Source organism: Pararhodobacter sp. (assembly GCF_036802785.1).
Lineage (GTDB): Bacteria > Pseudomonadota > Alphaproteobacteria > Rhodobacterales > Rhodobacteraceae > Pararhodobacter.
Map to the genome: position 1 here is coordinate 1 of NZ_DAIRVN010000035.1, position 23269 is coordinate 23269.

Here is a 23269-nt window from a genome sequence, read left to right on the forward strand (position 1 = left end):
CGGACAACAGAAAAGAGCTTGACCAAAATGCCCGATTAGAGAAGCGGACGTTCGCTGCGTTTCGACCAAGTTCCGCTATTTGGTCATCATTGCCCCGCTGTTCAGAGCGCGTTCGTCCTCCGGCGACAATTCCGCGTAGCTGCGGACGCCGCGCAAATCGCTGAATAGCGCGGCGAGGAACGATGCCGTATATGCGAGAACGACAAAAACCAGTCCGGTTTGCGGACCCCAGTTACCCGCTACCAGTCCACCCGCCAAAGCGCCGAGCGGGCGGATGCCGTAGATTGCGGTTTGAATGACGGCGTTGACCCGACCCAAGCGCTCGGATGGCGTGACGAGCTGACGAACAGAGTTCTGTGTCACCAACCACATAGACGGCCCAAAACCAAGCAGGAACATGCAGGCATAGAAGAGCAGAGGTGAACCGCCAGAAGGGATCAACGCCATCCCGAGAGCCGCGAGAACGCTGCTTCCAGGTCCAAAAAGCAGGATTATGTTTGGAGCGATCCGGTCCGAGAAACGCCCGATGACCCATGTGCCGAGGATCATCGCCAAACCAAAAAAGGACAGCCCGATGCCGAACGCGCCCGGATCTATCAAGTAAACTTGCCGGATGACCGGAACGAGGACCACAAGCAAGGCCGCGAAGGCAAGATTCCAGAAGATCGCACAGAGCGAGATCGGCAGCAAAAGCCGATGACGAAGAACGAATGTGCCTCCTTCGACAATCCGCTTGAGGACGCGGGAACTGGCGGGCGGTTCCATCTCTACGGCCGGAAGCGAGCTGGTGAAACCTACCGCTAATAACGACCCGATCACGGCAATCGCGATGATCAGCACAGGCGGAACGGCGGTGAAATAGAGGCCGATCAGAAGCGGCACAACAAAAGAGGCGATGGCCCGTGGCACTTCGATTGCCGCGTTTGCTTTGGCAAGACCTTTCCGCACAGTAACCTTGGGAAGGATGGAAAGGGCTGAGAGGACAAATAGCACAACACCGAAGCCCGCTATGGTCACAGATGCACCGAAGAGCACAATGCTGTCGAGCATGATAGCGGCAACCGCCCCGATGAAGCCGGTCAGGGACCCTAGGCTCGCCGCAATCGTAAGATTTCGCTGTTGAACGCTATCCACCAGAATCCCGAAGGGAATGGACCCGACAAGGTGAGCCATCGACTGGCAAGCGACAAGGATGCCGATCATTTCCGGGGATGCATCGAAAACGATGCGCCGCGATCAGCGGGACCGACACAAGCGCGACCTGATCCGACAAATGCACGCCATAGGCGGCTCCGGTAAGGCGAGAAATCGTCTTCAAGTCTACTACTCCGTCAAAGGTATCTTTGGCGGCAAGGTAGTATTGCGAGGCGGCACCAGACGACCCGGTTCATGCGGAATGTCTATGTAGTGCAGCCATTCGTCTATGGCGCGGCATCAGTCACAGAGGGCTCAAAGCGGCCATTACTACACCGCTGACGAGACCTTCAGCCGGGTCCGATCAACACCAGCCGGACCTCTGCCATCCCCCCTACCCCTCCCCCCCGTCACCCGCTAGGCTCCGCCAGAAAAGGAGCCATCCCATGACCTTCCCCCGCCTGACATTCCACGGTGCCGCGCGTGCTGTTACCGGCTCGTGCTTCCGGCTGGAAACCGAACACGGCGCGCTGCTGGTCGATTGCGGGATGTTTCAGGGGCCGAAGACCGAGAAGGAGCTGAACTATCGCCCCTTTCCCTTTGACCCCGCCGCCATCCGCGCCGTTATCCTTACGCATGCCCATATCGACCATTCCGGCCTGCTCCCCAAACTGGTGCGCGCGGGTTTTGGCGGGCCGGTCCATGCCACTACCGCCACCACCGATCTGGCCAGCGTCATGCTGCCCGACAGCGCGCATATTCAGGCGGTAGAGGTGACGCAGCTGAACCGGCGCAAGGCGCGCTGGCATGATGACCTGATCGAGCCGATCTATGACGGCGCCGATGTCGAGCGAACGCTGGCGCAGATGGTGCCGCAGCCCTATGACCAGTGGTTCAACGTGCTGCCCGGTGTGCGGGCGCGGCTGTGGAATGCCGGGCATATGCTGGGCTCTGCCTCATTGGAGCTGGAAGTGGCGGTGAGCGGGCACAAGGCGCCGCTGCGGCTGCTCTTTTCCGGCGATATCGGCCCGGCGGCCAAGCTGCTGCACCCGGACCCGCAGGCGCCGACGGGCGTGGATTATGTCATCTGCGAGGGCACTTATGGGGATACCGACCGCCCCGCCACCTCGGAAGCGGCGCGCAGGCGGGCGCTGCGCGACGAGGTCCGCGCCGCGATCCGCCCGGACGGGGCGCTGCTGATCCCCTCATTCGCGGTGGAGCGCGCGCAAGAGCTGATCGCCGATCTGATGCAGCTTATGGCCGAGGGGGAACTGCCGCCGATCCCGGTTCATGTCGACTCTCCCCTTGCGCTGAAGGCCACGCAGGTTTTCGCCCGTCACCGGCGCGCGTTGCAGGATGGCAAGCGGTTCAGCGAGGGGCTGGCCTCATCGCTGCTGCACTTTACCCAGTCGGTCGAGCAAAGCATGGCGCTGGATCATGTCCATGGCTTTCACATCGTCATCGCCGCCTCGGGCATGTGCGAGGCCGGACGCATCCGCCACCGGCTGAAAAACTGGCTTTGGCGCGACGAGGCGACGGTGCTTTTTGTCGGCTATCAGGCGCAGGGCACGCTGGGGCGCATCCTGTTCGACGGCGCGCAATCGGTGCGCATTCAGGGTGAGGCCTTTGCGGTGCGCGCCCGTATCCGGTCAATCGACCTGTATTCGGGCCATGCCGACGGCGCCGAACTGGCAGACTGGATCCGCGCGCGCGAACCCATCGCGCAGGCGGTGTTTCTGGTCCATGGTGAGGAACCTGCGCTGGAAGGGCTGGTCGCGCGGCTTGAGGAAGATTACGGCAGCGCGCGGCTGATCCGGCCGGTGCTGGACGAGGGGTTTGAACTGACCCCCGCAGGCGCGAAACGGCTGGATGATTCCGCCGCCCCGCCGCCCCGGCTGAAGCCGCATCAGGTTGCGGTGCCGGACTGGCATAATGAGGTGTCCCGGCTGATTCTGGATGTCAACGACGCGCTCAAATCGACCGCCGATGACCGCGCCCGTTCGGTGCTGATCCGCAGGCTGCGCCGCGCGCTGGACGAGGGCCAGGGCGGATGAGGGCTAAGGCCCTCCGGCTCAGGCGGCCAGTTGCACCACTACCGCCCCGGCGGCGATCAGGCCCATCAGAAAGACCCGCCTTGGCCCGGTCTGCTCACCCAGCATCAGCCAGCCGAACAGCGCCGCGAAGACCGTCGAGGTTTCGCGCAGCACCGCCGCCTGCCCCACCTGCCCCAGCCGTGTCGCCAGCATGATCCCGCCAAAGCTGCCAAAGGCGATCACCGCCCCCAGAAGCCCGCGCCGCGCCAGCCAGATCCAGTCGGCCCGTGGCACGGCGCGCAGCCGGTTGCGCACCATCAGCGGAATGAACAGCCCGTCAATCACGAAAAACCACGCCAGAAAGGTGAAAGGGTCGGCGGTGGCGCGGATGCCATAGGCATCGAACGTGGTATAAAGCGCCACACAGGCCCCGGTCAGCACCGCGAAACCCAGTGCCGGCACCAGCGTATCGCGGTCCACGGTGATATGGCGCAGGTTATAGAGCGCAAGGCCGTAAATGCCGCTCAGCAGCACCCCCACGCCCAGCCATTGTACGGCATTGAAGCTTTCGCCGAACAGCACCCCCGCGCCGATCACCGCAAACAGCGGCGCCGTGCCGCGCACCACCGGATAGACCACGGTATAGGCGCCCCGGCTGTAGGTCATCGCCTGCAACACCTTGTAGAGCGCATGGATCACGAAGACGCCGGCAAAAATCGGCCACATATGCGGCTCTGGCCAGGGCACCACGAAAAGCGCCACCGGCAGCATCAGCGAAAAAGCCCAGAGGTCGATTGCGGCGCGCGAGACCCAGGGGTCGAACCGCCCTTTCTGAAGGGCGCCAAAGACCGCATGCAGCACCGCCGCAAGCAGCGCCAGCATCAGTGCAAGCGACTGGCCCGCCTCGGTTCCCTCAAATCCCGTCAGCCACGCGCTCATCGTGGCGCTGCGGAACCGCGCCCGGCCCCGGCGCGTTGACAAAAACGGCATTTGCACAACCGGCGGGCACACATGATCGACAATATGATTGACCAATCCTTTTCGGGCACGGCTCCGGAGGTGGCGCTGTTGCGGCTGGGCATGGCCGTGCTGCTGGGCGGGATCATCGGGTATGAGCGCGCGCTGCATGCCCGCACTGCCGGATTGCGCACGCATATCCTGATTTCACTGGCATCGTGCCTTTTCGCGCTTCTGACATTCGAGATCATGTCGCGCTTTGAAGACGAAGCCGCCGACCCGCTTCGCCTGATCGAGGCCGTCACCTCGGGCGTGGCGTTTCTGGCTGCCGGTTCGATCATTCTTGCCGGGAACCGGGTGGTAGGGCTTACCACCGGCGCGGGCATGTGGCTGGCGGGCGCGATCGGTCTGGCCTGCGGCATCGGCGCGCTGGCGCTGGCGGTGCTTGCCACGGTGATCGTGGTGCCGGTTCTGTGGATCCTGCGCCGCCTGTCGCACAGCCTTGAAAACGGGATGGCGGATGAGGACGAAGACAGACCGCGCGGGCATTCCGAAGCCGAGGCGCGCACCGAAGGGAACACGCGCTGACCGGCGTCAGACCCCATCTGTGACCCCCAGCAGGGCCGCAGCAAATTCTTCCGGTTCAAAGGCTTGCAGATCGTCGATCTGCTCGCCGACGCCGATGGCATGGATCGGCAGGCCAAAGCGGTCGGCCAGCGCCACCAGCACACCGCCGCGCGCCGTGCCGTCAAGCTTGGTCATCACCAGCCCCGTCACATCGGCCATGGCGCGGAAAATTTCGACCTGTTTCAGCGCGTTCTGCCCGGTGGTGGCATCCAGAACGAGAAGGGTGTTATGCGGTGCCTCGGGGTCTTTCTTCCGGATCACGCGAATGATCTTGGCCAGCTCTTCCATCAGATCGGCGCGGTTCTGCAGCCGCCCGGCGGTGTCGATCATCAGCAGGTCCGCGCCTTCGGCCTGCGCCCGCGTCAGCGCATCGAAAGCCAGCGAGGCCGGGTCTGACCCTTCGGGTGCGGTCATCACCGGCACGCCAGCGCGCGCACCCCAGACCTGCAACTGCTCAACCGCGGCGGCGCGGAATGTGTCCCCCGCCGCGATGATCACCGTCTTGCCTGCCGCCCGGAACTGCGCGGCCAGCTTGCCGATGGTCGTGGTCTTGCCCGCGCCGTTGACACCGACCACCAGCACCACCTGCGGGCGTTTGGCGTAAAGCGGCATGGGGCGGGCAACCGGGGCCATGATGCGCGCGATCTCCGCGCCCAGCAGGCCCTTGATCTCACTGGTGGAAAGCCGCTTTCCCAGCCGCCCCTCGGCAAGGTTCGCGGTGACCTTGAGGGCGGTATCGACCCCCATATCGGCCTGGATCAGCAGATCCTCCAGCTCTTCCAGCATGGCATCGTCCAGCACCCGGCGCGGTGCCTCCGGCCGTCCGATAAGCCGCCCCAGAAGCCCGGGGCGCGCCAGATCGGCTGCCGGTTCGGGCGTGGCGGGCGGCGTATCGCCGGCGCCCGCGGTCACCAGCGCATCCAGCCCCTCATCAAGCTTCGAGGATGAGCGGAACATCCGCTCCTTGAGTTTATTGAAGAAGGACATCGCAGGCTTTCCCTTTCGGGGCAGGGCTTTGTTAACGCCAGAGTGCTACCCCATGGGCGGCGGCGATGGAAGGGGCGAAAGGCCCGCATGGCAGCCTGCCCCGGTGCGCAGCGCGCCGGGCTGTGCTATGCAGCGCCCCGACAGATGACGCCGACAAGATGACGGAGTGCCGATGCCGATTGCCGTTTTCGCCCTTGCCTCGCTGACGCCCGCGCTGCTGCTGGCGCTTGGGGCGCTCTTTGGAGGCGGATGGCTGCTGGCGGCGCTGATCCATGTCACGCTCTTTGCCTTTCTGATGGACCGGCTGGTGGCCATCGTCCCTTCCGAGGGCGCTGAGTTTCCGGCGGGCGACGGGCTTCTGGTGGCGCTCGGCCTGTCACAGCTGGCGCTGCTGCCGCTGGGGGTCTGGGCGCTGACGACGCAGCTGAGTGGCACGCAATGGCTGGCGGGCTTTGCCGCCTTTGGCCTGTGGCTGGGGCAGATCGGCAATTCCGCCGCGCATGAGCTGATCCACCGCCGCAGCCGGGCGCTGTATCAGCTGGGGCGCTGGATGTTCACCGCCATCCTCTTTGGCCATCACACCTCATCCCACCGGCTGGTGCATCACCCGCATGTCGCCAGCCCCGCTGACCCCAATTCCCCGCGCCGGGGGCAAAGCTATTACGGCTTTCTGCCGCGCGCCTGGATCGGCTCGTTCAGGGCCGGGCTTGCCGCCGAACGCGCGCTTCTGGCCCGGCAGGCGCAGGGGCGACGGCGGCTGAACCCCTATGTCGTGCATGTCGGCGGGGCGCTGGCCTTCATGGCGCTGGCCTTCGCGACGCTGGGCTGGAAGGGGCTGGCGGTCTATCTGGCGCTGGCGTTTCATGCGCAGTCACAGATCCTGATGTCGGATTATGTGCAGCATTACGGGCTCAGGCGCCAGCGACGCGCCGACGGGCGACTGGAGCCGGTCAGCGCCGCGCATAGCTGGAACGGCGGGCAGTGGTTCAGCGCCGCCATGATGCTCAACGCCCCGCGCCATTCCGATCACCACGCCCATCCCGCGCGCCCCTATCCGCAGCTTCGCCTGCCCGAAGGCGCGCCGATGCTGCCCGCCCCCCTGCCCGCGATGGCGCTGGTGGCGCTTGTGCCCCCGCTGTGGCGCCGGGTGATGGACCCGCGGGTGGACGAAGTGCAGGCGGGGGTGCAGGCGGATGTCCGGGCAGGTATCGCTGCGCATGGCAGCATCGATTCCGCGTGAACAGAACGCGGGTGCGCTGGCAAAGGCGCGCGCGCTCTGGCACAGTAAAATACACGTCAACCGGAGAGCATCATGCGCCTGTCCCTTCTGCCCGCCGCCCTTGCCTGCCTGATGGCTTTCCCCGTTGCCGCCGCCGAAGAGCGGATGAACGCCGAGAGTTTTGAGCGCTACACCACCGGGCGCACGCTCAGCTTCAGCTTCGAGGGGGTTCCCTTCGGGATTGAGCAATATCTGCCGGGCCGTCGCGTGCTCTGGGCGTTTCTGGGAAATGAATGTCAGGAAGGCGTCTGGTATGAGCGCGAGGGGATGATCTGCTTTATCTATGATACCAACCCGGACGAACAATGCTGGCATTTCTATCGCGGCGAAGCAGGGCTTCGCGCGACATTTGTCGGGCCGGACGGGCCGGGCACCGAGCTTTACGAGGTTGAGCGCAGCGGCAAGCCGCTGATCTGCGAAGGGCCGGACGTCGGCGTCTGAGCGAAAGCGGCGCGTCTTGCGCGCCGCCCTTCAGCGGCGCCGGTCGGCAAGATGCCAGAGCGCGGCGCCGGTCCGGATGAACAAGCTGCGCGGCTGGCGCAGGCGGTCCGGCTCTGCGGCTTGCAGCGCGGGCAGCGCCGCCTCCTGCCCCAGCGCCACGCGGGCCAGAATCTGGCCCAGCACGGTTCCCGGCCCGATCCCGCGCCCGTTGTAACCCATAAACCCGAAGGCCCCCGGCCCCGGTTGCCAGAGGCGGGGCAGCGCATCCGGCGTGGTGCCGATCCGGCCAAACCACTCATGCGCAAAGGCCTGCCCCTTGAGCTGCGGATAGAGCCGCGCCATCTGCCGTGCGGCCCAGGCGGTATGCGCGCCACGGTCGGCGGCCCCCAGCGCGCCGACCGAGCCAATGATGAACCGCCCCGCCGCATCCAGCCGGAACGAGGTCAGGATCTTGGCACTGTCCCACGCCCCCTCGCCGCCCGGCAGAATGCCCTCGCGCAGCGCCTCGGGTAGCGGGTTGGTGGCGAAGTTGAAATAGGGCAGCACGGCCAGGGCCTTGGCAGGTTCTTCTGCCGGGCCCTGCGCATAGGCATTGGTAGCCCAGATCACCCGGGGCGCACGCAGGGTGCCGCCGGGCGTGGTCAGTTCCCAGATACCGCCGGACTGCCGGGCATCGGTCACCGGCGCGCGGGTGAATATCTGTGCGCCCGCCGTCAGCGCCGCCTGCGCCAGCCCGCGCACATAGCCAAGCGGCTGGATCGTGCCCGCGCGCGGATCAAAGAGCGCGCCGCGAAAGGCATCGCTGCCGGTGCGGGCGCGGGTCTGGGCGGCGTCCAGCAGCGCGACCGGCACGCCGCGCGCGCGCCATTGCATCGCGCGCTCGCTCAGCGCATCCAGCCCGGCGCGGTCAGGGGCGCAATGCAGGGTGCCGACCGGCCGCGCCTCGCAGTCAATGCCGTGGCGCTCGATCAGTGCCCAGACAGCGGCCGGGGCCTGCGCCAGCAGGGCGGGCAGCGGGCTGTCGGGCGTGTGGCGTGCAAGGCGCTTTTCCAGCACCTCGGGCATCAGCCAGAGCCCGGCATTGACCAGCCCGACATTGCGCCCCGAACCGCCCGCGCCAATTTCCGCCGCTTCAAGCACCACCACCCGCGCGCCCGCGCCAGCCGCCTCAAGCGCCGCCGCCAGCCCGGTGAAGCCCGCGCCGACAATGGCGATATCGGCCTCATGCGCGCCGGAGAAGCGTTCGGTTTGCGGTGCGGGCGGGGCGGTCTCGGCCCAGAGGCCCGGAGAATCGAGGGGGTGCATGCGGTGCTTTCGTCTGATGTCATGCGAACGATCAACAGGCCCGGCAGGCGGCGTCAAGAGGTGTTTGCGCAGGCGCGGGCGGGCAGCGCGAAAACCGGCCCGCGCCCGCCTCAACATCCTGGATGACGGTGAAGAAACAACCGTTTATTCGGCTGCGGCGCTCTGCACTTTCAGCTCAAAACCGCGCGCGATCATGTCGGTCGGCGCGACCGGGTATTCACCCGAGAAACACGCGTCACAAAACTGCGGACAGGACGCCTTGCGCCCGCCGCTTTCGCCCGCCGCCCGGTAAAGCCCGTCGAGCGAGATGAACTTGAGGCTTTCGACGCCGATGTAATCGCGCATCTCGTCCTCAGTCATGTTGGCCGCCAGCAGCTTCGAGCGCTCGGGCGTGTCCACCCCGTAGAAACAGGGCCAGGCGGTCGGCGGCGAGGCGATGCGGAAATGCACCTCCTTCGCGCCGGCTTCCAGGATCATCTGCTTGATCTTCTGGCTGGTGGTGCCGCGCACCACCGAATCATCGACCAGCACGATCCGCTTGCCCGCGACCAGCGCGCGGTTGACGTTCAGCTTGAGGCGCACGCCCATGTTGCGGATCTGCTCGGACGGCTCGATGAAGGTGCGGCCCATATACTGGTTGCGCGTGATCCCCATGGCAAAAGGGATGCCCGATTCATGGCTGTAACCGATTGCCGCAGGTGTGCCCGAATCGGGCACCGGGCAGACCAGATCAGCCTCGACCGGGGCCTCGCGCGCCAGTTCCACGCCGATCTGGTGGCGGGTTTCATACACCGATCGGCCACCCAGAATGCTGTCAGGGCGCGAGAAATAGACCTGCTCGAAGATGCAGAAGCGCGATGCCAGCCGCTCAAACGGGCGGGTGGAGGTGACGCCGGTCTTGTCGATCACCACCATCTCACCCGGCTCAATCTCGCGGATGAAATCGGCGCCGATGATATCCAGCGCGCAGGTTTCCGACGACAGCACCCAGCCGGCATCCTTTTCCGGCCCGATCCGGCCCAGAACCAGCGGCCGTACACCCAGCGCATCGCGTACGCCGATCAGCTTGGTGCGGGTCATGGCGACGATGGAAAACGCGCCTTCAATGCGGCGCAGGGCGTCTTTCATGCGTTCAGGGATGTTCTTCTGGATCGAACGCGCCATCAGGTGAATGATGCATTCGCTGTCAGACGAGGACTGGAAGATTGAGCCGCGCTCGATCAGTTCGCGGCGGATCGCATGGGCATTGGTGATGTTGCCGTTATGCGCAATCGCCGCCCCGCCCATGGCAAACTCGCCAAAGAAGGGCTGCACGTCGCGCATGGCGGTGGCGCCCTTCGATCCGGCGGTGGAATAGCGCACATGGCCGATGCCGATGGCGCCCGGCAGCGTGTCCATCAGCCGTGCCGAGGTGAAATTGTCGCGCACCAGTCCGAAACGATGGGCTGACTGAAACCCCTGCTCGGGTGAATGGGTGATGATTCCCCCGGCCTCTTGCCCGCGGTGCTGAAGCGCGTGAAGGCCAAGGGCGACGAAATTGGCGGCATCCTGCACGCCGATCACGCCAAAAACGCCGCATTCCTCCCTCAGTTTGTCATCATCGAAGGGGTGGCTGAGCCATTGCTGCATCGGCGTGAATCCTCGAAGCTGCGTTCGGGCCTGCTTTAGGCCGTCGCGCGCCGCCAGACAAGCCCGCGACGTCACAGCCTGTCACAAAGTTGAAGAACTTTTCAGCCCTGCTGCGCAGTGCAGTTGCCCACGAGCTCCTCATAGCGGTCAACGATCCAGTTGGGCGCGTTTTCCGGAAGCGCATCGGTAATCGCGTTCTGGACACGGCCAAAGATGACGGCGGAGCGGCTGTTGTCGACCATTTCGACATTGCCCGGCGGCACCGCACGCTCAAACACCATCAGCGCCACCGCAACAAGAATGATGCCGCGCAGCACGCCGAAGAAAAAGCCCAGGCCCTGATCAATGCCCCCCAGCGCCGAGTTGCGGATCAACCCGGAAAAGACCGGCGTGAACAACGCCACAACCATCAGCACGATGGCAAAGACCGCCGCAAAGGCCGCAATGATCGTCAACTCGCAACTGTCACCCAGAATGCTGCCCAGATAGGGAATTTCGCGCATCAGCGGCTCTACCGCAGGTGCCAGCACAAAGGCGAGCATCGCTGCCGCGATCCAGCCAAGGATGGCCAGCGATTCGCGCACCAGACCACGCGAATAGGCCAGAATGGCCGAGACCACGATGACCAGCGCCACCACGCCGTCCACGAGGGTGAAGGCATCCATGCGTTACTCTCCTATAGGCGCTAACCTGCGCCGAATATCTCGCCGACGAAACCGGCCAGATCCGCGAATGCGCGCAGATCGACCCCGGTGTCCTCGCTCTGTTTGCCGCCCGCTGGCAGCATGGCGCTGGTGAAACCAAGTTTTCGCGCCTCTTTCAACCTGTTTTCCGACTGGCCGACCGGGCGAAGCGCCCCGGAAAGCGAGATTTCTCCGAAAACCACCGTTTCGGGCGGGATTGCCACGTCTTCGCGCGCACTCAGAAGTGCGGCCGCCACCGCCAGATCGGCGGCGGGCTCGTTGACCTTCATGCCACCGGCGACATTGAGGAACACATCCAGCTCGGTGAAAGGGATGGCGCAGCGCGCCTCAAGCACCGCAAGGATGGTGGAAAGGCGCCCGCCATCCAGCCCCACAACGGTACGGCGCGGCATCGACAGGGTTGAGGGGGCGACCAGCGCCTGAATCTCGGTCAGCATGGGCCGCGTGCCCTCGATCCCGGCGAACACCACCGAGCCGGGGGCGTTCTGCCCACGCTCGGACAGAAACAGCGCCGAGGGGTTGGCGACTTCGGCCAGCCCCTGCCCCGTCATCTCGAACACACCGATCTCATCGGCCGGGCCAAAGCGGTTCTTGACCGCGCGCAGGATGCGGAACTGATGGCCGCGCTCACCCTCGAAATACAGCACGCAATCGACCATATGCTCGACCACGCGCGGCCCGGCGATCTGGCCTTCCTTGGTGACATGGCCCACCAGCACGACTGACACACCGCGCCGCTTGGCGAATGTCACCAGCTCATGCGCCGAGGCGCGCACCTGCGCGACCGAGCCGGGCGCGCTTTCCACGCTGTCCAGCCACATGGTCTGAATGGAATCGATCACCACCAGATCCGGGCGCTCGGTATCCAGCGTGGTGAGGATGTCGCGCAGACTGGTCTCCGCCCCCAGCCGGACCGGCGCATCGCCCAGCCCCAGCCGCTGGGCGCGCATGCGCACCTGCGCCGCCGCCTCCTCGCCCGAGATATAGAGGCACGACAGCCCGGCGCGGGCAAAAGCCGCCACAGCCTGCAGCAGAAGCGTGGATTTGCCGATCCCCGGATCGCCGCCCACCAGAATCGCCGAGGCCGCCACCAGCCCGCCGCCCAGCACCCGGTCAAATTCGGCCATACCCGAAAGCGCGCGGGGGGGCGGGGTTTCCTTGGTCTGAAGGGTGCTGAGCTCGATCACCTTGCCGCGCGCACCCGGGCTGCGCGGCCCGGTGGCCAGCGGCGTTTCCTCGATGATGCTGTTCCATGCACCACAGGCCTCGCAGCGGCCCATCCATTTGCGATGGCGCGCGCCGCATTCGGTGCAGGTGAACTGGGGCTGTGCTTTGGCCATGCCCGGTTATTGCCCGTCGCGCCGGGCGGTGCAAGCGCCGGATGGGGGCCCGCGCAGCCAGCCGCGCTCTGCGCGCGAAGGTTGACCGACAGGAAAAAGTGGATTCTTTTAGAGGGTATTCGCAAGTGCAGCATTGTGATACCGCTCGAAACTGAGCGATGCTGATGATTCAGTCCTTGCCATATACTTCTTCCTCTGCTGGGCGCCCCTCGGGCAGGTCTTGTGCGGTAGCCTTTGAAGAGCGTTTCCCCTGATGGCCGGCGGTCGCCGCAAGATCAACGAAGATGCGCGTTTCCGGGTTTTGCGGCTGCTTCACGAAGACCCCGAGATGTCGCAACGTGAACTCGCAAAGGCGGCCGGAGTCAGTGTGGGGGGACTGCACTATGTCCTCAGTGCGCTGATCGAAAAGGGTTTCGTGAAGCTGGGCAACTTCACCGCCGCCCGCGACAAACGCCGCTATGCCTATAATCTGACCCCGAAAGGCGTCACCGAAAAGGCCGTTCTGACCCAGAAATTCCTGACCAGGAAGATGGCGGAATATGAAGCGCTGAAGGCAGAGATCGCCGAGATCGGCAAAGACCTTCCCGCCAAGGAGTCGGACAGGATCCGCCCGAAAGCGCGCTGAGCAGACAGCATGCCATTCGCAGGGGCCATGCCGAGGGCCGGAGCAGGCGTACGCGTGCAAGTTCCGCAGCAGCAACACGCGATACGTGTTGGGCACCATGGCCGTGCGTGTGAATATTCAAAGAATCACAGGGGGTTGCGACATGAGTTCAGGGCATAACCAGCCACCGCTATGGCCCGAAAGCTGGCCGCCCGGCGGGCATGATACCGCGCTGACGTTGCTGCAGATGCGCCACCTCGCTGACCTGACGCGGCAGGATATTCCGAGCCTGCTGCAGGATCCTTTCCTTGGCACACGCGCGATCGTCTCGTCCTTTGGCGCCGAAAGCGTTGTTCTGCTGCATTATGTGTCCCGCATTCTGCCCGGGGTTGATGTGATCTTCCTTGATACGGGAATGCACTTTCCCGAAACCCTGGAATACCGCGCGACACTGGCTGAACGGCTGGACATCAACATCGTGGATATCCACCCTGAGCGCGCCCTGCGCGACGAGGTTGACCCCCAAGGCACGCTGCACCTGCGCGATCCCGACGCATGCTGCCGGGTGCGCAAGACCTTTCCGTTGCAGGACGCGCTGGCGGGGTATGACAGCTGGATCTCAGGCCGCAAACGCTTTCAGAGCGACACCCGCGCCGCCTTGCCCGTGCTTGAACGCGATGGCAGGCGCATCAAGCTGAATCCGCTTGCGCATTGGTCTGCCGAAGAAATCACCGCCTATCAGAAGCGCCATGACCTGCCGCCTCACCCGCTCCAGTCCCGTGGCTATCGCTCCATCGGCTGCGCCTGCTGCACCCGGCCCGTTGCCGAAGGCGAAGACCCCCGCGCCGGACGCTGGCCGCAGATGCCTGACAAGGTTGAATGCGGAATCCATCTTGGGCCGGACGGGCGCTTTCACCGGAGCAAATCGAGCGGGGTGACGGAATGATCATTTTACACTCAAAGAAAATCATCTTTGTTCACGTAAGCAAGTGCGCTGGAATGTGGGTTTCAAGCGTCATGAAAAGTAATTCCGAGAGGGGGGATTATTTTCTTACGGGGCCAAATGGGCTATATATTGATCAAAGAATAAAAAATAAAGCTACATAATATTGAGCGGTCGTTTCTGCGAAAATACGGAAAAGAAAAGATTTTAAAGCATTCTTTTTCGAGTGAAATAAAGATCCAATACCCGAATGAATGGTCAACATATAGATCTTTCGCAGTTGTGCGGGATCCGGTTGATCGGGTTCTCTCGATGGTCCGTTACGCTCGTGAATGCAAAGTTATGCCTGCGAACAAAAAATTGAGAGCAATATTCGAGTGGATGCGTCGCTTCAATGATCCTGAAGAAATCTTCTTTTCTTCAGAATTTTCCACTTTGTCCTCGCAGAGATTTTTCTCAAGCCAAGCTGATTATATTTGCGACGGCAACGGCAAGGTGGTCGTCAGCGATGTTCTTTATCAGAAAAATCTTGCCCGCAGCATTCAGAAATTCCTGCATGTTCCGGCAAACTTGTTAGATCAAAAGATCAATGTTTCGAGCGATGGCAGCGACACCTCACCAAAGGTTCGGGCCAGAATAGAAGATGTTTATCGTGCAGACATCGATTTGATCCATTCTCTTCAAAAGCACCCCACCCAACCGAGTTAACACCCGTGCATCCCAAGACCCATATAAAGCACCTGCTCCAGCGCACCGTTCCCACGCGCATTCCGCCGCTGATCGTGGCAAGCATGGGCCGCTCCGGTTCCACCGTTGTGTGGGACGCCGTGCGCCATGCCGTGGCCCAGTCTCGTTTCCCCGGCCCGCTGAAAGCGCAGGGCCTGCGTATGGTGTCTGATCAGGCCTGGGACCTCGACAAGACACAGTTCGCGCCGGGCGTTGTTTACAAAACCCATGGTCTGGCGCAGGAGCTGCCCGACAGGACGGGCGCCAAAGTGGTCTTCCTGTTCGGCTCGGCCACCGATGCGGCGCTTTCCGTACTTGCTTGCCGCGACCGTTATGGTCCTGACTGGATCAAGCTTCATTTCGAGCATCTGCGCGCCTCGGGTCCGTTCGATGACCTCGCCACCCGCGACGTACTGCGCTTCAGTGACCAGCTGGACGGCTGGATCGGCAAGGCAGGAACCCGGCGCTTGATCCTGCATTATGACGCGCTCTGGGACCATCAGGACACGCTCTCGGACTTCGTCGGCGTCCCGGTCACGCTGCCTGAGCGCCGGGCGCGAAAAGGTGCCACCGCCGCCGATCCGCAGACCCGGTCTCGATTCGAAGAGACCTACGCGGCCCTTGACGCCCGCATCGCCGCCCTACCCGCCTGTCAGGTGCTGGAATGAGCCGCAAACCGGATTTCGTAGTCATAGGCGCGCAGAAAGCCGCCTCGACCTTCGTGCAGTTCTGCCTGTCAGATCATCCGGACATCTGGATGCCGCATGGCGAAACGACCTATTTCGAAGACCCTGATTATGGCCTTGCGCCCCCCGATTACTTTGATCGTCTGTTCAGGGGCCGCCCGGAAAAGATTGTCGGAATAAAGCGCCCACAATACATCGGCCGCAGCGAAGTTCCTTCCCGGATCTGCCGTGACCTTCCCGATGCAAAACTGATTGCCGTCTTGCGTGATCCGGTAGATCGCGTGGTCTCTGCCTATTATCACTACATCCGGGGCGGGTTTCTTCCCGTTGCAGACCCTGAAGCCGGGCTCACAAAGCTGCTTGACGGCGATCAAGCGCTTTTGTCTGCCTATCCGCGAAGCTGGGAAGTTCTGGAGTTTGGCCTTTATCACAAACACCTCCAGAATTTTGGCCCGTTCTTTGAGCGCGGACGCATTCATGTTCTGCTTCAGGAGGAGATTACCGGCGATCCGGTTCGCATAAGCGCTGATCTCTATCGTTTTCTGCAGGTTGATGACAGCGTCTTACCAAAGAGAACATCCTCCCGTCCACAAGCAGTGATCTATAACACCCGCAGGCTGGCTTTGCTCCGGCGCATGGCGCTTCTGACCAGCCGGTACAATGCCGATAAAACCCGCTCATATGGAGCAAAGAACGCCATCGCGCGCGGTGTGCAGATCGGATATTCGCTTTTCGATGCGGCTGTTCTGGCGAGGGTCTGGCCTAGTGCGCGTCCGACACTGTCACCCCGGCTGCGCGCACGGCTTGCAGATTTCTACCGGTCCGACGTTGAAGGCCTGTCGCTGCTCATCAACCGCAACCTCTCCCACTGGTTGCCATGCTGAAGCAACGCGCCCTTTCCGCCACCTTTTGGTCCGCGATTGAGCAGATAGGCGCACGCGGGCTCAGCACCATTTTCATGCTGATCTTCGCCCGGCTTCTGACGGCAGAGGACTTCGGCATTTTCGCGGCTGGCACACTTGCCATCGGCTTCGCTTCAAGGCTTGCCGTGTTTGGCCTCAATACCGTTGTTGTTCAGCGCTCTGAGTTGGATACTCGGGCGCTGAGCACCGCGTTCTGGATAGCGCTGTCGGCGTCAACGCTGCTGGCGCTTGCCCTTGTGGCCATGGCAGAGCCCCTGGCCGCTCTGTTTGAAGAGGCGGCAATCGCACCGCTCATTCCGGCACTTGCGCTGGGTATGGTGCTTTCCAGCGCGACATCGCTGGTCACAGCGCTTTTGCGCCGCGAGTTGAACATGAAGGCCATCGCACGGCGCACTCTGCTTGCGAACGCCCTCTCGGGGCTGATCGCAATGCCGTTCATCCTCAATGGTTACGGTGCATGGGGACTCGTGGTGCAGTCCGTCGGGGGCGCGGCGCTTACGCTGATCCTGACGGTCATGCTGGTTGGCTGGCCTGTGAAGGCAGTGTTCGATACGGGTGTCGCGCGCGAGATGCTTCGCTTCGGCGCGCCGGTGACCGGGGCAGATCTGCTCACCTATTACAACCGCGAAAGCCCCAAACTTTTTGTCGGCCTCATGCTTGGTGTCGAGGCGCTGGGGCTTTTCGCAATGGCAATGCGGGTCATGAACCTGCTGCTGCAGGTTCTGGGCGTGACATTGACGAAAGTCACCTTGCCGGTGATGTCACAGGTCAATCGCGCGACACCCGACCGTATGGGCGAGATCTACCTGCGGCTGGTACGGCTTGCCGGGGCTGTGATCCTGCCGATCTTTCTTCTGGTCATCGTATTCAGAGAGCCGCTGGTAACCGCCCTCCTAGGCGCGCGCTGGGTTGAGATCATTCCCGTCGTCGCGCTGCTGTGTGGTGCCGGGCTTCTGACGACCTTCAATTATCTGAACGGCTCAACCATCGTTTCCCTCGGAAAACCGCAGGCACGCTTATGGTTTTCGATCATCCGCGCCTCTGTCGGAACGGCCTTGTTCCTGCTTGCCACCCCCTTCGGCATTGTTGCCTCTTCGGCGGCCTTCCTGTTGCGGGGTGTCATCGTGGAGCCGATTCAACTGTTGTACCTGCTGCGCAAGCTGGGCCTGAGTATGCGGACCTATCTGAGTCAGACCGGGCGTTCGGCATTGGCCACACTGGCTATTGTAATTATCGGAACCGGGAGCACCTTCGTCCTGCAAGGCCTGCCGCCCCTCGTCATTCTGATCATCGGCAGCAGCCTTTCCGTGCTGGGTTACGGGGCCGCCCTTTATCTGTTTGACAAGTCGCTCATAACCGAGTTGCGCGGAATTACATCGTCACGCCGGAGGGCAAAATGAAACTTCTTATTGTGGGAATCGATGGCGGCACCGCCGGGATTTTTGATGCTTTCGACATGCCGTTCTGGCAATCGCTTCGGAGAAACGATGTGACATTTGATGTCACCGAGGATCTGAACCAGCGCGGCTGGGCGCGCATGCTTTCCGGAAAGGGTGCCGAGGAAACGGGTGGGCTTTATATGCGCCCGAAACTGGATAGCAGCCGCAAATTCGATATCTCTTACGGCTATAAAGACCTGGCCAAGACTCCCGGTTTCACTCCGATCTGGAAACTTGCAGAGAATGCGGGCGCGCGCATTGGCATGATGAACGTACCAACGACATCTCCATCGCAGGCTGTGAACGGATTTTATGTCAGCGGTGGCGGTGGCGGGATAATGCAGGGCAGCATGCCTGCAAATGCAGCCTATCCGGAGGTGCTTGCCGCTGAACTTGATGAGATGGGATATATTTTCGACACGCGTCTTGGCGCGCAGAGCTTTGACGATGCAAGAACTCTGAGCGAACGTCTGAACAATATGATGGAGGCGCGCGGACGCTGCTTTGGTACGATCGCGAAGAGAGAACAAGTCGATTTCGGCTTCCTCGCCTTCCGTGCGCCGACGGTGCTAATGTATCTGGCAATGTCAGAGATTGCGCATATCATGCGTTTTCCTCCTGATCATCCCGAGCGCAAGAGCTGGTCCAGCCCGTGGCTGAAGCTTGTGAACAGTCATATGAGAACTCTGGATGATACAATGGCGCGCTTGTTTGACACGCTGCAACCTGAGCACCATATTATAGCATCAGATCATTCCATCGTGCCTTGGACTCACAATGTGGATTTCAATGGATTTCTGTCTGAATCCGGGCTCTCAAAGAGAGTGGGCACTTCAAGATCCATGGCTCGCAACGCCGCGCGCGCTGCCTTGCGCCCCAAGTTCCGCAAACAACTGGGGCAGCTACCGTTTGGCAAAATGACAGCGGCACTGAGGGATGCAGGGGCGCCTCTGGCGCGCGATACACGCGCCTTCTCCAGCACCTATGTGTACGGCATCTATGTGAACGACGCAGAGCGTTTTGGCGGTCCCGTTCGTGAAAGCGAAGTCCATGGCGAGACCGAAGCGATTGTTGATGCCTTCAACTGGTCAGCGCTGCGCCATGGAATGGACATGCGCGCGGCCCCTTATCGCGAAGTCTATGCGGGAGCGCCGCAAGAGGCCGTGCTTCCGGATGTTACCATCCTGCAATCAGGGCATGCTTTCCCAGCCAGCACCGTTGGGCACTGGTACGTACAGAACCCGAATTTCGGACCCGTCCTGTCTGTCAAAGGTGTCGGCGGCATGCATTCGGGCCAGAAGGGCCGCCACCCCATTCTGATGGCGAACAAGGCGCTGGCAGGGCGCCATGATGCAGATGTGCCTGCGGATCTGCGCCTTGTGCATGCCCTGACTGCTGCTGTGTTCGAAGGCGCATCATGACCGGAACCGCGTATATCCTGACGCATTTCGCCGTTCCTAACTTCGGGGCGAACCTGCAGGCATGGGCAACCGCGCGCGCCCTTTCCTCGCGTGGTTTCTCACCTCATTTCGTTGATTTCCGCCCTGAGGAGCTGGAGCAGAAATACGCGAAATCGGTTTCCGAAGCGCAGCGCGCGGCCCATACCGCGTTTGTAGCCGAGCATCTGACAGTGACCGCCCCCGTCGCCTCGCAGGAAGCCTTTGAAGCGCTCTGCGCATCGGCACCGGCGGACCTGTACCTGACCGGGTCGGATGCCGTATTCCGACTTGCCCCAGACAGCCAGCGTGAGGATCTGCGCTTTCCCAACCCCTACTGGCTGGTGGGGGCGGCAGGCGTGGATGGCGCAGCGGCCCGCAAGGTATCGGTCGCGCCAAGTGCGATGGGTTGCGCGCTCTCCGAGTTTCCGGAAAGCACACGTCAGAAAATGCGCGCGGCACTCGACGACTTCGCCCATGTCTCAGCCCGGGATTCGTGGACGGCGGGGCAGATCGCGGCGATCGGGTACAAGGGTGCTGTGACCGAGGTTCCTGATCCGGTGTTCTCGCTGGCGCCGGTCCTGCGCGGCCTGAGAGACAAGCGCGCCTCCGGCCGCCCCTATATCGCGCTCTGCACCCAGGGCCGCAAACCGCGCGCCTGGGTCGAGGCCTTCACGCGCAAAGCAGCGGCGGCAGGCTATGACACGCTCGCCCTGCCCACGCCCGAGGGCCGGCTGGACGAAGGAACAACGCGCCGCGCTAACCTGCCCCTCTCACCGCTGGACTGGGCCGCGCTGATCGCCGGGGCCGAAGGATATGTCGGCGGGCGCTTCCACCCGGTTGTGATCTCGCTGGCCACGGGGAATGCCGCGGTCGCGCTGGACCTGTATCATCGCCATCCTTTCGAGCGTGCGCGCTCCAAGACCTGGCAGATCATGCGCCGGTTCAACACCTCCCAGGCCTGCCACAGCCGCGCCATGCACAGGTTTCTGACCCCGGGCATGGTCTGGGCACAATTGCGCGGGCAGATGCGCAACCGCGCCGCGCGCCTTCGCACCGCCGATCTGCTGGCAGCAGAGGTGACCGCCTGGTATGACCGCGTATGCGACACCAGCAGGCCTGACGCATCATGACCGCGCCCGTCAGCTGCATCATCACCAGCTACAACAAGCAGCGCGAACTGCGTGCCGCTGTGATGTCGGTGCTGCGCCAGACCCTTCCCGTCGCCGAGATCATTATCGCCGATGACGGCTCCTCCGACGGCTCGCGGGAGATGATCGCCGCGCTGGCGCAGGAGCATGCCTGCATCACCCCCCTGTTGCGCGAGCGCAATCTTGGCGTATCGGCCAACCGTGACCTTGCGATCCGCGCTGCCAGCCAGCCCTTTGTCACCCATCTTGACGGCGACGACCTGTTCGCGCACGGCAAGATCGAAGGCGAGTGGCGGGCGCTGGAGGGCCGCACCGACGCGGTGGCCTATTCGCTGGTCGCCCGTGTCTGGCCGGGGAAATGGTGGCGCAGCCGCGTGCTGGACCCTGCGGAAACCGTGGGCAACCCGCAGGACGCCTTCGCCCGCCTGCTGGCGCGCGCCGGGGCCATTCCGCGCGACATGATGCTGTCGCGCGCCTTGTTCGAAAGCGCGGGGGGCTTTGACCATTCGGTACCGCTTTATGAGGACTGGGATTTCAAGCTGCGTCTGGCCGGGAAAGCGCGGGAGTGGCGGGCCAGTGGTGTGGTAGGGACCTTGTATGTCCAGCATGCAAGCGGCCTTTCCTCGGCAGACCGGGCACGGCATGCTGAGTGGATGGCATCGGTGAGACAGCGGTTCCTGCCACAGTCAAGGCGCATAGACCCCGTTCAGCCGGTATCGGGGAGTGTGCTCAACAAGGCTTCCAGAAAACTTCATCAGCAGATCAGAAGCACAGTTCAGAGGCTTGGCGCCATAAGGCATCACAAAGAACTATTCTCAAATGAGACTGTACTCATTGAAAGAGGGCGTAGAACGTGAAAGTTTCAATTGTCATCCCAACCTATAATGCCGAGAAATTCATTGAGGATACGCTGACAAGTATCGCCCGCCAGACGCATTCAGACCACCAGGTGATCATCTCTGACGGAGGTTCCACCGACCGAACACTCGAGATTGTACGGAGCTTCTCGTTCGCGGATATCAAGATAGTTTCCAAGCCAGATCGTGGAGTCCCTCACGCGCTCAACCGTGGCTTCGCTCTAGCCGATGGAGAAATAGTGTGCTGGCTCAACAGCGATGATGTCTATGTCTCAAGACATTGCCTGTCAGAAGCAGTCACTACCATACGGAATGGTGCTGATGTCGTCTTTGGTCATTGTGCCGTTCTGGATGCTGAGGGAACTATCAAGCGGAAAGTCTATTCTTTTATATCCTCCCTGGGCCCTGAAAGACGTAACTCAAACCTCTTCACTGGTGCCTTGTTCTTCAGGAAAGAAGTCTGGGAAAGCTTCGGAGGTTTTTCCGAGAAGTACCAACTGTCTTTTGAGTCAGAAATATATATTCACGCACTAAGAAACCACAAAGTGGAAGTTAACAATGGCGTCCTGGCGGGTTTCAGGAAGCATGGGGGCGGCTTAAGCGATGTTTATCGGGAGAAACTTGCCAGAGAGCGGGATATGATTTATTCCGATTTTCGAGAGATTTCACCCTTATCAAGAAAGCTGCACCGAATAATTGCCCACATCAAGCAGCGAAATTTGCATTTTGTAATTTCTAACGCAGTACGCTCTAGAGTGGCTGGTGCTTCTTGGAGAGAAATTGACTGACACAAGGGCATCACTCAAGACTGCCGGCATCGACTTGAGTGCCACATGTGATCCGAAAACTCGAACAACGACGGACAATTCACTTGCCTATTAGCCACGCATTTATTCTCTGCTTTGGGTTCGTCTTTGGCAGCTTGATCGCTGAATCCCTCAAAGCAAGTGGATTTTTGAATTATCCATTTTATGTAACTTATTTACCCGGAGAGCGAGAGTTCAGCTTTGCCTTGATCCAATGCATTGTTTTCTGCGCAACGGTTTTGGCAGGGCAGAGGTTGTTAGGAAAACCAAAATTTGATGTAAAGACTTTCTTTCACAGCAAACCCCTGCTAATCAAGCATAGGCATAGAGTCTTATTTCTTGCATTCATTATTGTTTACGGCACGATGATAACAATCTATTCATGGGACTCTCTCTCCGCAGAATATGCGTACAGACATTCGGGGAATCACGACTTATCACGATTCACGCTCCTTTTGGTAACCGCCTCTATTGTAGTGTTCTCCGGCGGAAGTTACGCCTTCCGATTGATGACATGCCTTTTCCTCATCTATCTCGGCACCTTATCTGGTGCGGCCGGTGCAAGCCGTTCTACCGCCATTCCTTTTCTACTGGTTTCGTTTTCTTTCTTACAACGAAAGAATTATGTAACCGGAGCCGTATTCTTCTACCTTTCTTTAATCGCCATCCGAACAGCCTTCGCGGTACGTGGCGATCCATCTTTTCTTAATTACTGGGAGGGATTTTTCTATGGAACTATCTCATTCGAGCTTATCAGTGTCTCAAGATCAATTATGCAAAGCTCGTTTCCCGGACTTGCGACAATTCAGGCTTCGATGACTGAACCAGGAACTTTTTCTATAGACTCAGTTTTCTGGTTCTTGGTCTACGTTTCGCCAGTTCCCTCATCGTTCCTTCCAGGTTGGCTTTTTTCTAATCTCAGCCTTTCCTACGTTCTCGGGATTGATAAATCCGTACTGGGCATTAACTACGATATATTCTCCGAAGGAATATTTTGGTTCGGCACAGGATTCGCTTGGATTTACACTATTTTCCTAGGCATCATTGTTCTGTTGCCGTATTATTGCGCTACGTATCTCGTCAAAGCACAGTCTTCCTCGATTTATGTTCTTTGCCTTATGGTAAACATGTACATGGTTTATGGCGGACAGGTTTTCATCCTGCGCTCGGGATCCAGAGCGGTGTTTGCTTTGTCCCTATTGTTTATTGCGTACTGGCTCGTTCGCCGATTGAAGTTCAGACCTGTGCATTACAAGCTCTGA

At 61.4% G+C, this 23269-nt stretch carries 22 protein-coding genes; 15 read left to right on the forward strand and 7 right to left on the reverse strand.

Annotated elements, in window-relative coordinates:
- Positions 1-75 precede the first annotated feature (75 nt).
- Positions 76-1227: an MFS transporter gene (locus V7Q53_RS12815; protein ID WP_333829011.1), complete on the reverse strand. Its 1152-nt coding sequence runs from the start codon at positions 1225-1227 to the stop codon at positions 76-78.
- A 353-nt stretch (positions 1228-1580) separates the two neighbouring features.
- On the opposite strand from V7Q53_RS12815, the gene V7Q53_RS12820 reads away from it, so the two are divergent.
- Complete coding sequence (locus V7Q53_RS12820) at positions 1581-3188, forward strand: MBL fold metallo-hydrolase (protein WP_333828965.1); 1608 nt, start codon at positions 1581-1583, stop codon at positions 3186-3188.
- Between the two features lie 18 nt (positions 3189-3206).
- On the opposite strand, the gene V7Q53_RS12825 is transcribed toward V7Q53_RS12820, so the two are convergent.
- Positions 3207-4106 carry an EamA family transporter gene (locus V7Q53_RS12825; RefSeq protein WP_333828966.1) on the reverse strand — a complete coding sequence of 300 codons (900 nt, stop codon included), beginning with the start codon at positions 4104-4106 and terminating at the stop codon, positions 3207-3209.
- Between the two features lie 72 nt (positions 4107-4178).
- Between V7Q53_RS12825 and V7Q53_RS12830 the strand changes: the two genes are divergently transcribed.
- Positions 4179-4712, forward strand: a complete 534-nt coding sequence (locus tag V7Q53_RS12830) for an MgtC/SapB family protein (protein WP_333828968.1) — start codon at positions 4179-4181, stop codon at positions 4710-4712.
- A gap of 6 nt (positions 4713-4718) precedes the next feature.
- Here V7Q53_RS12830 and ftsY read toward each other — a convergent pair whose 3' ends face one another.
- The gene (gene ftsY, locus V7Q53_RS12835) at positions 4719-5738 is read right to left on the reverse strand and encodes a signal recognition particle-docking protein FtsY (protein WP_333828969.1); all 1020 of its coding nucleotides are present in this window, start codon (positions 5736-5738) and stop codon (positions 4719-4721) included.
- A 172-nt stretch (positions 5739-5910) separates the two neighbouring features.
- Between ftsY and V7Q53_RS12840 the strand changes: the two genes are divergently transcribed.
- Both V7Q53_RS12840 and V7Q53_RS12845 read left to right on the forward strand, forming a co-directional pair.
- Positions 5911-6978, forward strand: a complete 1068-nt coding sequence (locus V7Q53_RS12840; RefSeq protein WP_333828970.1) for an alkane 1-monooxygenase — start codon at positions 5911-5913, stop codon at positions 6976-6978.
- Between the two features lie 72 nt (positions 6979-7050).
- Positions 7051-7458: a hypothetical protein gene (locus V7Q53_RS12845; RefSeq protein WP_333828971.1), complete on the forward strand. Its 408-nt coding sequence runs from the start codon at positions 7051-7053 to the stop codon at positions 7456-7458.
- 30 nt (positions 7459-7488) lie between these two features.
- On the opposite strand, the gene V7Q53_RS12850 is transcribed toward V7Q53_RS12845, so the two are convergent.
- The 4 genes from V7Q53_RS12850 to radA all read right to left on the reverse strand — a co-directional run bounded on the left by V7Q53_RS12850 (position 7489) and on the right by radA (position 12436).
- Positions 7489-8763, reverse strand: a complete 1275-nt coding sequence (locus tag V7Q53_RS12850) for an NAD(P)/FAD-dependent oxidoreductase (RefSeq protein ID WP_333828972.1) — start codon at positions 8761-8763, stop codon at positions 7489-7491.
- Between the two features lie 144 nt (positions 8764-8907).
- Entirely contained in the window at positions 8908-10392 is a 1485-nt protein-coding gene (gene purF / locus V7Q53_RS12855; protein WP_333828973.1) for an amidophosphoribosyltransferase, read from the reverse strand.
- A 101-nt stretch (positions 10393-10493) separates the two neighbouring features.
- On the reverse strand, positions 10494-11057 hold the full coding sequence (locus tag V7Q53_RS12860; RefSeq protein ID WP_333828975.1) for a CvpA family protein: 564 nt from the start codon (positions 11055-11057) through the stop codon (positions 10494-10496).
- Positions 11058-11077: 20 nt separating this feature from the next.
- Positions 11078-12436 (reverse strand): DNA repair protein RadA, encoded by a 1359-nt coding sequence (gene radA / locus V7Q53_RS12865; protein ID WP_333828977.1) that lies wholly within the window; start codon positions 12434-12436, stop codon positions 11078-11080.
- A gap of 253 nt (positions 12437-12689) precedes the next feature.
- On the opposite strand from radA, the gene V7Q53_RS12870 reads away from it, so the two are divergent.
- The 11 genes from V7Q53_RS12870 (at position 12690) to V7Q53_RS12920 (ending at position 23269) form a co-directional block, all read left to right on the forward strand.
- Positions 12690-13061: a MarR family EPS-associated transcriptional regulator gene (locus tag V7Q53_RS12870; protein ID WP_333828978.1), complete on the forward strand. Its 372-nt coding sequence runs from the start codon at positions 12690-12692 to the stop codon at positions 13059-13061.
- 142 nt (positions 13062-13203) lie between these two features.
- Positions 13204-13986 (forward strand): phosphoadenylyl-sulfate reductase, encoded by a 783-nt coding sequence (locus V7Q53_RS12875; protein WP_333828979.1) that lies wholly within the window; start codon positions 13204-13206, stop codon positions 13984-13986.
- A gap of 309 nt (positions 13987-14295) precedes the next feature.
- Positions 14296-14691, forward strand: coding sequence for a hypothetical protein (locus V7Q53_RS12880; protein ID WP_333828980.1), 396 nt, complete (start codon positions 14296-14298; stop codon positions 14689-14691).
- 5 nt (positions 14692-14696) lie between these two features.
- Complete coding sequence (locus tag V7Q53_RS12885; RefSeq protein WP_333828981.1) at positions 14697-15377, forward strand: hypothetical protein; 681 nt, start codon at positions 14697-14699, stop codon at positions 15375-15377.
- Positions 15374-16279 carry a sulfotransferase family protein gene (locus V7Q53_RS12890; RefSeq protein ID WP_333828982.1) on the forward strand — a complete coding sequence of 302 codons (906 nt, stop codon included), beginning with the start codon at positions 15374-15376 and terminating at the stop codon, positions 16277-16279. The genes V7Q53_RS12885 and V7Q53_RS12890 overlap by 4 nt, the downstream gene beginning before the upstream one ends.
- Positions 16273-17718, forward strand: coding sequence for a lipopolysaccharide biosynthesis protein (locus tag V7Q53_RS12895; RefSeq protein WP_333828983.1), 1446 nt, complete (start codon positions 16273-16275; stop codon positions 17716-17718). The genes V7Q53_RS12890 and V7Q53_RS12895 overlap by 7 nt, the downstream gene beginning before the upstream one ends.
- Entirely contained in the window at positions 17715-19178 is a 1464-nt protein-coding gene (locus V7Q53_RS12900; protein WP_333828984.1) for an alkaline phosphatase family protein, read from the forward strand. Before V7Q53_RS12895 ends, V7Q53_RS12900 begins: the two co-directional genes overlap by 4 nt.
- On the forward strand, positions 19175-20326 hold the full coding sequence (locus tag V7Q53_RS12905; protein ID WP_333828985.1) for a polysaccharide pyruvyl transferase family protein: 1152 nt from the start codon (positions 19175-19177) through the stop codon (positions 20324-20326). The genes V7Q53_RS12900 and V7Q53_RS12905 overlap by 4 nt, the downstream gene beginning before the upstream one ends.
- Positions 20323-21201 carry a glycosyltransferase family 2 protein gene (locus V7Q53_RS12910; RefSeq protein ID WP_333828986.1) on the forward strand — a complete coding sequence of 293 codons (879 nt, stop codon included), beginning with the start codon at positions 20323-20325 and terminating at the stop codon, positions 21199-21201. The genes V7Q53_RS12905 and V7Q53_RS12910 overlap by 4 nt, the downstream gene beginning before the upstream one ends.
- A complete protein-coding gene (locus tag V7Q53_RS12915) occupies positions 21198-21989 on the forward strand; it encodes a glycosyltransferase family 2 protein (RefSeq protein ID WP_333828987.1) in 792 nt (263 codons plus the stop codon). Before V7Q53_RS12910 ends, V7Q53_RS12915 begins: the two co-directional genes overlap by 4 nt.
- A gap of 47 nt (positions 21990-22036) precedes the next feature.
- Positions 22037-23269 (forward strand): hypothetical protein, encoded by a 1233-nt coding sequence (locus V7Q53_RS12920; protein ID WP_333828988.1) that lies wholly within the window; start codon positions 22037-22039, stop codon positions 23267-23269.

Excerpts from the sequence above, each read along its gene's own strand:
- V7Q53_RS12820 (WP_333828965.1), top strand. The coding sequence starts at position 1,581 with ATGACCTTCCCCCGCCTGACATTCCACGGTGCCGCGCGTGCTGTTACC.
- V7Q53_RS12825 (WP_333828966.1), bottom strand. The coding sequence starts at position 4,106 with ATGAGCGCGTGGCTGACGGGATTTGAGGGAACCGAGGCGGGCCAGTCG.
- V7Q53_RS12830 (WP_333828968.1), top strand. The coding sequence starts at position 4,179 with ATGATCGACAATATGATTGACCAATCCTTTTCGGGCACGGCTCCGGAG.
- ftsY (WP_333828969.1), bottom strand. The coding sequence starts at position 5,738 with ATGTCCTTCTTCAATAAACTCAAGGAGCGGATGTTCCGCTCATCCTCG.
- V7Q53_RS12840 (WP_333828970.1), top strand. The coding sequence starts at position 5,911 with ATGCCGATTGCCGTTTTCGCCCTTGCCTCGCTGACGCCCGCGCTGCTG.
- V7Q53_RS12845 (WP_333828971.1), top strand. The coding sequence starts at position 7,051 with ATGCGCCTGTCCCTTCTGCCCGCCGCCCTTGCCTGCCTGATGGCTTTC.
- V7Q53_RS12850 (WP_333828972.1), bottom strand. The coding sequence starts at position 8,763 with ATGCACCCCCTCGATTCTCCGGGCCTCTGGGCCGAGACCGCCCCGCCC.
- purF (WP_333828973.1), bottom strand. The coding sequence starts at position 10,392 with ATGCAGCAATGGCTCAGCCACCCCTTCGATGATGACAAACTGAGGGAG.
- V7Q53_RS12860 (WP_333828975.1), bottom strand. The coding sequence starts at position 11,057 with ATGGATGCCTTCACCCTCGTGGACGGCGTGGTGGCGCTGGTCATCGTG.
- radA (WP_333828977.1), bottom strand. The coding sequence starts at position 12,436 with ATGGCCAAAGCACAGCCCCAGTTCACCTGCACCGAATGCGGCGCGCGC.
- V7Q53_RS12870 (WP_333828978.1), top strand. The coding sequence starts at position 12,690 with ATGGCCGGCGGTCGCCGCAAGATCAACGAAGATGCGCGTTTCCGGGTT.
- V7Q53_RS12875 (WP_333828979.1), top strand. The coding sequence starts at position 13,204 with ATGAGTTCAGGGCATAACCAGCCACCGCTATGGCCCGAAAGCTGGCCG.
- V7Q53_RS12880 (WP_333828980.1), top strand. The coding sequence starts at position 14,296 with ATGGTCCGTTACGCTCGTGAATGCAAAGTTATGCCTGCGAACAAAAAA.
- V7Q53_RS12890 (WP_333828982.1), top strand. The coding sequence starts at position 15,374 with ATGAGCCGCAAACCGGATTTCGTAGTCATAGGCGCGCAGAAAGCCGCC.
- V7Q53_RS12895 (WP_333828983.1), top strand. The coding sequence starts at position 16,273 with ATGCTGAAGCAACGCGCCCTTTCCGCCACCTTTTGGTCCGCGATTGAG.
- V7Q53_RS12900 (WP_333828984.1), top strand. The coding sequence starts at position 17,715 with ATGAAACTTCTTATTGTGGGAATCGATGGCGGCACCGCCGGGATTTTT.
- V7Q53_RS12905 (WP_333828985.1), top strand. The coding sequence starts at position 19,175 with ATGACCGGAACCGCGTATATCCTGACGCATTTCGCCGTTCCTAACTTC.
- V7Q53_RS12910 (WP_333828986.1), top strand. The coding sequence starts at position 20,323 with ATGACCGCGCCCGTCAGCTGCATCATCACCAGCTACAACAAGCAGCGC.